The following is a 6,177-nucleotide window of genomic DNA, read 5'->3' on the forward strand; positions in this document are numbered from 1 at the left end:
TCTATCGAAATTGCGGCAGGGCCGGGACTGGAGCCGCCGCTTTCTGTCGATATTGCGGTTGGACCAGGACTAGAACCGCCCTTTTTTATTGATCTTGTAGGTGGACCAGGACTGGAACCGCCCTTCGCCTGATACGCCACGAATCGCAGAGCACTCCAGCCCTGGAGCGAGTCCGGAACATATGGTCAGATGGGGTGATCTTGCCCAGCAGCCGTGTCACCAGTCGGCATTTCGCTGTCGGAAAACAAAATTAGCTAGTTTTGTTTTCCGCCGAAGAAAATGACTCGACGCCTTCATACTGGATGGTGCTGCACCTGGCAGCAGGGCGTTTCTGGGGCAATACGAATACGCACAGAGCGGGGCAAGTGTGGGCCTGAGTCACCCTGCCACAGTGACGCCACGGTGACATGCTACGCCATCTGGGTACACTGCAGATGCTCATCACTGTGAGCTTTCTGCTTCCATAGCACGCCTTACCGGCATGTTGTCCTCCAAGGGGTTTGGGGAGCAACGGAACAGAAAGTGCACTTAAGCCCTGCGCCTGCCTTGCAAGCCCTTGCTGTGTCTGGGGTTTTCGGGAAAACCATCGTTTTGCCGAACTTTTACCGACCCTGACGCCAGGGCACTCCAATGCATGAAAAGCGGTGCGGAAAAGCCGTTCGCCGAAACAAAGTCTGGATAACCATCCATGTTTTCAGCAGCGATGAACTCTAGTTCAGCCTTATGTTGGTTTTCGGTTCCGTTGCTCCCCAAACCCCTCCAACAGCATCGCCGGCGGCTTCTTTTATCGGCTACTGCCCACGGTAGCGCCTCACCCCCTTCTCCCACATCCCTCTGCCCGAGGCATGTCAGCTTCGCTGTGGCTTGTGCTGACCAGCAAGGCTGGCCGAGCAGGCCCGCAGCGTCTCGAAAAGTGCCTCGCAGCGGCGGTCCACGGCTACCTGTAACGACACGGCCCGACCTGCAATCAAGGCGATTTTCGACCGGGATTAACTGCAACTGACCGATCCGGCCAACCAGCATTAATTGCGAATGAACCTGCATTGATCCGCGCCGACCTGCATTCCATCGGAGCCAGCCAGAACTAGCTGCATCTGATCGAACGTCCAGAATCTCTTCGAGAGTCCGTGAAACTGGACTTTGATTTCTGAACAGGATTCGTAGAGCGATCAGACAGAGTAAGGTGACTTACCGAATTTCATCGACGCTATCGTCTGGAAAACCATCGTTTGTTGGACGCTAGCGAACTCAGTGAACAGTCGCAGTTAATCCTGGTCGAACTCTTTCCATTGCAGGCTCACCTGATCGATTGCAGGTTCATTCGCAATTAATGCTGGTTGGCCGGATCGGTCAGTTGCAGTTAATCCCGGTCGAAAATCGCCTTGATTGCAGGTCGGGCCGTTTTCGTTTGCAGGTCGTTACAACTAACGTGGTCTGATTACTTAGCCCATGCTTCTCGCACCACACCAACAATGGCGACCACCAGCACCAACATCCAGAAGGACAGCTCGGCAATCATGGCAACCTCCACTGCAAGCAATATCCGTCATGAGTAAACCTAGGCCTGTTGAATCGATTCATCAACGAGAGAGCTAAGGTTCCCGACGGATTACCGCATCACGCCCCCTCTTTACGCCTCCCCCTGGCAGGGGCCGGTAACGTCTTCGCGGCCTGAAATCGCCCAAACCAGCCCACGAACAGCCCGTCGTACGGGCAGGGACCGCGCCGGCTGCGCTGCCACTCGGCCTGGGCCAGTCGGCCCAGCTCGAAGGCCTGCCGCCGGCTCTCGGCGAACGGCGGGGTCCGGCGCAGGCTGTGCAGGGACTGCTGGATACCCGGCTCATCGTGGTGTCGGATGACCGCTTTCAGCCGCTCCTGCCAGGCCTGGTAGTTCGCCGCCGTCATCCGCCAGGTCCACGCCGCCGCCCGGCCCTGGCGCGGCATCTGCACCAGTTCGTAGCCGGTCAGCTCGACCCGCTGGCGGCCGGCGTCCTGCAGCTGCTCCAGCTCGACCACCAGCCCGCCGCCGGGACTGACCACCAGCCACCAGTGCACCCGCTTCTGCGACGAGTACGGCTCTCCCGGCCAAAGGACCAGGTGGGCCGAGGCCTCGCCCTGCGCCTTGGCCCGCCAGCGCTGCTGGGCGGTCCGCTCGATGCCGTAGCGATCGGCAAACTTCAGGCACAGCGCCGGGAGCTTGCGCGGCTCGATCTGGCCGGCGGTCCAGCGGGCATGGCCACGCGAAACCAGATTCTGCAGCTTGCGCATGGCGTCGGTCTTGTGGGGGTAGAGGGGCGGGAGAATCATCGGGCGGGCGTCCTTGCCTTGCTTGGTTTGTCAGCACTGGGCTTTCAGCACTTTCTTGTAGATGACGTTATATAATAAAACCGCGGTTTCGGTAGAACACGAGAAAAGAGATTCCTGAAAAACGGCGTTTTTCTATTGCTTTTCGCGCTTGCGCAGCCCGTTTCGGGGACGTAAAACGTCCCGAACAAGCGAAGCGCCGGCCGCCTGCGGCCGGGCCATCCTGGGAGGAAAAATTCGTGCGCCGTGCCGTCTGGCTGTTCGTCATCGCAGTAGTACTCGCCGCCGGCTGGACTGTCTAGCAGCGCGTTCCGACCCTCGCGATTGCCGAGTGGGATTTCGCCGGCGACGGCTGGCGGATCGTCGCCTACGGCTGGGCTGGGCTGCTGCCGCTCTGGCCGCTCGTGCTCACCGGCTTCCTGGGCGGATTTTTTCTGCTCGGAATCGTCGTCGCCGGGAGCTACGACTGGGCGCGCAACGCCGATCACCGCGCCCAGATCGCGCGCCTGACCCACGAACGCGACCAGGCCCACGCCGAAGCCGAGGCCCGCGTCGCCTGGCGCGAGCAGGCCGCCCAGGAAGCCCACGAACGGGCCGAACAGATCCGTCTCGAGGCCTTGCAGGCCAAGCAGCAGGCCCAAGCCCAGGCGCAGACGGCGGAAACCCACGTCGAGCGCTACCGCCTGCGCGCCCGCAACGCCATCTGCGCTGCCGAGCGCATCAAGCGCAAAACCGCGAGATCAGAGCCCTGACAGACGGTCCGAAGTCTGTCCGCGATGCCCACCGGAGCCCCCCGTCACGGATTCCGAGAACCAGCCCACCCCAGCTGCCCATGTGGGAGAACCCAGTACCTCGACTGCCCAAATCGGGGCTATCGCCCAGGAGAAACTCACCGACTCTTAGCTATGCCTACCGGTAAATCGTTGATTTTCCGGCATTTGTGAAATCGACCGACGACCGCCAGTCGTCGGGGTTCCCGGCCTGCCAAGCCGGGAACGGCAACCGCTGAAGCCGCATGCTCGTAGTGGAGCTGGTGCGGCTACGACGGGCGCTGGCAGGTGAAATCCCTGCCTTCGACCCAATCCGCCCGGACCGGCGGGGATTGGGCGACACGGAAACGGGCGCACGGGTGACCGTGCCAACCCTGGCCGTGACGAACGGGTGAAAATCCCGCTGGGGGGCGGCTCGCAAGGGTCGAACCCCAGCCTGGCACGTGGGCTGCTGAGGGCGTCGTGAGGCGTCAGGGGTCTGAGGGGAAACCTGGATGACCTGGTACTCGACGGGGCAACCTGTCGAGATCGCTGGATAGCTCAAGCGTGTAACGGCCTCCCTCGAGGAGGCTGCCGGGTGAGAAACACTGAGCCATGACCTTGCGGGTCTGGCCATGCATGCAGAACCAATACCGTAGTAACCGAGCTGCTTTGGAATCTCGGGCCGGTGAAAGCGTCCAGTCGGGCGTGAGGCGTAGGCCAGGCGGTATCTGGGGAGTGCGGTGGCGCAGTGTTTTTGACGTTGCGGTCTAACGTGGGAACCTCTGTCGGTGCAACGGGTGGCACCGTTGCCAAGCTGGCAGAGGGGGAGACCTGGTGAGTAGGCGCGAAAGCGCCGGGGCGATATGGTCGAAGCCCTGGAGCGAGTCCGGAACGAACCGTCGGGTGGCACCGAGGGCCGGACAGGAAGCCGAAAGCCGGGAGCGGTTGCAGATTTTGGGGGGTGGCACCCCGCAAATGGTGCTCACCCGCCCCTTGGCCGGGGCGGTGGGCATAGCTAAGGCGCGGTTCTTTCGACTGTGCGGTAGGGCCCTGGGGGGAGCCGTATGGCTCTCCCTAGAGCCACATAAGCGAATTTCTGAGCCTGGCCGAAAAATGGGACTGAAACCGAACGATGCGCCAAAAGAACCAGCGCAATCGCGCAAAATGCTCGGGACCGAATCAATATTTCACTCAAAAACTCGCAACTCTTCCATTAGGGCAATATTCCAATGAGCATCAGCAGTTCCGTTGTTCAAGCGATTCTTCAACACTACGAAGTGGAGAGCGAAGCCTATTTCGCGCGAGCCAACGCCCTCGTAGTGAAACATTTGCCGCACCTTTCGGAAGAACAAATCCAGCAAATCAGCAAGGCACATGCTGAAGCTAAGGCCAAGTTGGAGAAACCGACTCGGTTCTTCTACGAACAAGCGTAAGGAACTCGCACTGCACCGGCTTTGCTGCCGGTGCTCCCATTCCCCAGGAGAAATCCGCCGCCTTGATTAACGCGGCAACCCCAGATGAACCTTGATGGCATCTTCAACGGCCAGCATGTCTGTCTTGGACAGCGTGCCAAGCAGGCCCTTGAGCCGTGACTTGTCGGCGGCCATGATCTGATCGGCCATCGCCTTGCTACTTTGCCCACCCACGGTCACTACGGCTTCGCCGGGATACTGCCGCCCTGTATTGCTGGTAAACGGTACGACCACAACCCGTGCCAGATGCCGGTTGGCCGCGTCATTGCTCACGATCACAGCCGGACGCCTCTTCCGTATCTCGCTGCCCACCGCCGGATCGAATTCGACCCACCAGATCTCACCGCGCGTCATTGGCCATGTCTCCGGCAATGGCGTTACACCACTCCATCGCTTCGGCCTCTCGCTCCTGGTCAGCGGCCATCGACCGGTATCCGTCATCGAGCGCCGTATCCATCACATGCGGCCTCAGCAAGTCCTCGATGAATTGGCTCATCCGGCGCTTGCCAACCGTCCGGTACAGCCCCTCGTACACAGCCTCATCCAGCGTGATGGTCATTCGCTTATGCATGGCTACACTCCATAACACGTTATACGCATAACGTACTATACCTTATCCCACACCCTCTTCGCAGCCGGCTTTGTTGCGGGGTTGGGGGAGCAACGGAACCCAAAACCAGCGCACGGCTTTTCAGGCACCTGCCGAACCATTTTCCTGCTCACGTACTTGCCGGCGCCCCACCTGAGCGGGATGTTTTGCCGGAGGGTTTGGCAGGTTTCAATGCCGCCAGCAGGGCGTCGTTCTGTGCTCTGAGGGTGTCCAGTTCGCCACGCATCTGGGCCGCCTCCTCGCCCCTGGCCTGAGCCTTCGCCAGCTCGTCCCGCAGCTGCTTCAACTCGGCGGTGTGCTGCTCGCTGGCCATTCGGGCGGCCTGTTCGGTTGCGCTCAGACGCTCCCGGACCTGGGCCAGCTCGACAGCCTGGCTCTGGCGTTGCGCAAGCCCCTCCGTCAGGTGCGCCTGGGTCGCCGCCAGCTCGCCCTTGACGCCATCCAGCTGGTGCTCCAGGTCCTCGACGGTCTGCGCCGCGTCGGCCAGCTCCCGCTCGGCCTGTTCGCGCTGCTCGCCGGCGGCCCGGACCGGGATCGGGACGTTTTTCGGGATCGGCCCTGGGATGGCCTGTGAGCGACGCGGAATGCTGGATGGCTACCCTACCCCTACCAAGCACCTGAACGACTCTCCTGTAGCCTCCTGAAGGCCTTAGCGTCGATGCGTAACCGATGGCTAACCCACCCTTGCCCTGAATTGCTCGCGCGCAGCGCCGGATGGGCACTGCCGCTGCCTGTTCGCTGGTGGCGATAGACCCTGCCAGGGGGATTGGCAACCGAGGGTGGTGTGGCCGGCCTAGCCCAGTGGGGTGGATACCGGGAGGTGAGGCCGCGCTTTCCCCGCCCCTTCAGGGGCATGAACGAGCGGCCGCCGGCGGCGGCCTCGTAGCGCGCACGCGCACGGCTTTTAAAAGATTAAGAAAGGATTAGGGCATTTTTGCCGAATCGCTGAAAGCCACGGATGGCGTGGCTTTCAGCGATTCTTTAGGGGGGCGTCGCGGGGGTGCTGCGACGGTATCGCGGGGGTGCTGCGACGGTATCG

Annotated in this window: 7 protein-coding genes; 3 read left to right on the forward strand and 4 right to left on the reverse strand. The window is 61.5% G+C overall.

Translation table 11 applies throughout. From position 1 onward, the window contains the following. Nucleotides 1–1,617 precede the first annotated feature (1,617 nt). Nucleotides 1,618–2,307 carry a hypothetical protein gene (locus tag BMY22_RS22345; protein WP_090625495.1) on the reverse strand — a complete coding sequence of 230 codons (690 nt, stop codon included), beginning with the start codon at nt 2,305–2,307 and terminating at the stop codon, nt 1,618–1,620. A 401-nt stretch (nt 2,308–2,708) separates the two neighbouring features. Here BMY22_RS22345 and BMY22_RS22350 point away from each other — a divergent pair, with 401 nt between their 5' ends. Together BMY22_RS22350 and BMY22_RS22355 are read left to right on the forward strand one after the other, a co-directional pair. Continuing rightward, nucleotides 2,709–3,056: a hypothetical protein gene (locus BMY22_RS22350; RefSeq protein ID WP_090625497.1), complete on the forward strand. Its 348-nt coding sequence runs from the start codon at nt 2,709–2,711 to the stop codon at nt 3,054–3,056. A gap of 1,229 nt (nt 3,057–4,285) precedes the next feature. After that, entirely contained in the window at nt 4,286–4,489 is a 204-nt protein-coding gene (locus BMY22_RS22355; protein WP_090625498.1) for a hypothetical protein, read from the forward strand. 66 nt (nt 4,490–4,555) lie between these two features. Here the strand turns inward: BMY22_RS22355 and BMY22_RS22360 are convergent, their stop codons facing one another. The 3 genes from BMY22_RS22360 to BMY22_RS22370 form a co-directional block, all read right to left on the reverse strand. Further along, entirely contained in the window at nt 4,556–4,882 is a 327-nt protein-coding gene (locus BMY22_RS22360) for a type II toxin-antitoxin system PemK/MazF family toxin (protein ID WP_090625500.1), read from the reverse strand. Then, nucleotides 4,869–5,099, reverse strand: coding sequence for a hypothetical protein (locus BMY22_RS22365; protein ID WP_040107045.1), 231 nt, complete (start codon nt 5,097–5,099; stop codon nt 4,869–4,871). Before BMY22_RS22365 ends, BMY22_RS22360 begins: the two co-directional genes overlap by 14 nt. Before the next feature lie 148 nt (nt 5,100–5,247). Then, a complete protein-coding gene (locus BMY22_RS22370; RefSeq protein WP_090625502.1) occupies nt 5,248–5,451 on the reverse strand; it encodes a hypothetical protein in 204 nt (67 codons plus the stop codon). A 69-nt stretch (nt 5,452–5,520) separates the two neighbouring features. Between BMY22_RS22370 and BMY22_RS22375 the strand changes: the two genes are divergently transcribed. After that, the gene (locus tag BMY22_RS22375) at nt 5,521–5,712 is read left to right on the forward strand and encodes a hypothetical protein (RefSeq protein ID WP_143068613.1); all 192 of its coding nucleotides are present in this window, start codon (nt 5,521–5,523) and stop codon (nt 5,710–5,712) included. The last annotated feature ends 465 nt before the right edge of the window (nt 5,713–6,177 follow it).

Origin of the sequence: Azotobacter beijerinckii, assembly GCF_900110885.1 — a bacterium.
Taxonomy (GTDB): Bacteria; Pseudomonadota; Gammaproteobacteria; order Pseudomonadales; family Pseudomonadaceae; genus Azotobacter; species Azotobacter beijerinckii.

What these genes read in the sequence shown, in the direction of transcription:
- BMY22_RS22345 (WP_090625495.1), bottom strand. Translation starts at nt 2,307, where the DNA reads ATGATTCTCCCGCCCCTCTACCCCCACAAGACCGACGCCATGCGCAAG.
- BMY22_RS22355 (WP_090625498.1), top strand. Translation starts at nt 4,286, where the DNA reads ATGAGCATCAGCAGTTCCGTTGTTCAAGCGATTCTTCAACACTACGAA.
- BMY22_RS22360 (WP_090625500.1), bottom strand. Translation starts at nt 4,882, where the DNA reads ATGACGCGCGGTGAGATCTGGTGGGTCGAATTCGATCCGGCGGTGGGC.
- BMY22_RS22365 (WP_040107045.1), bottom strand. Translation starts at nt 5,099, where the DNA reads ATGCATAAGCGAATGACCATCACGCTGGATGAGGCTGTGTACGAGGGG.
- BMY22_RS22370 (WP_090625502.1), bottom strand. Translation starts at nt 5,451, where the DNA reads ATGGCCAGCGAGCAGCACACCGCCGAGTTGAAGCAGCTGCGGGACGAG.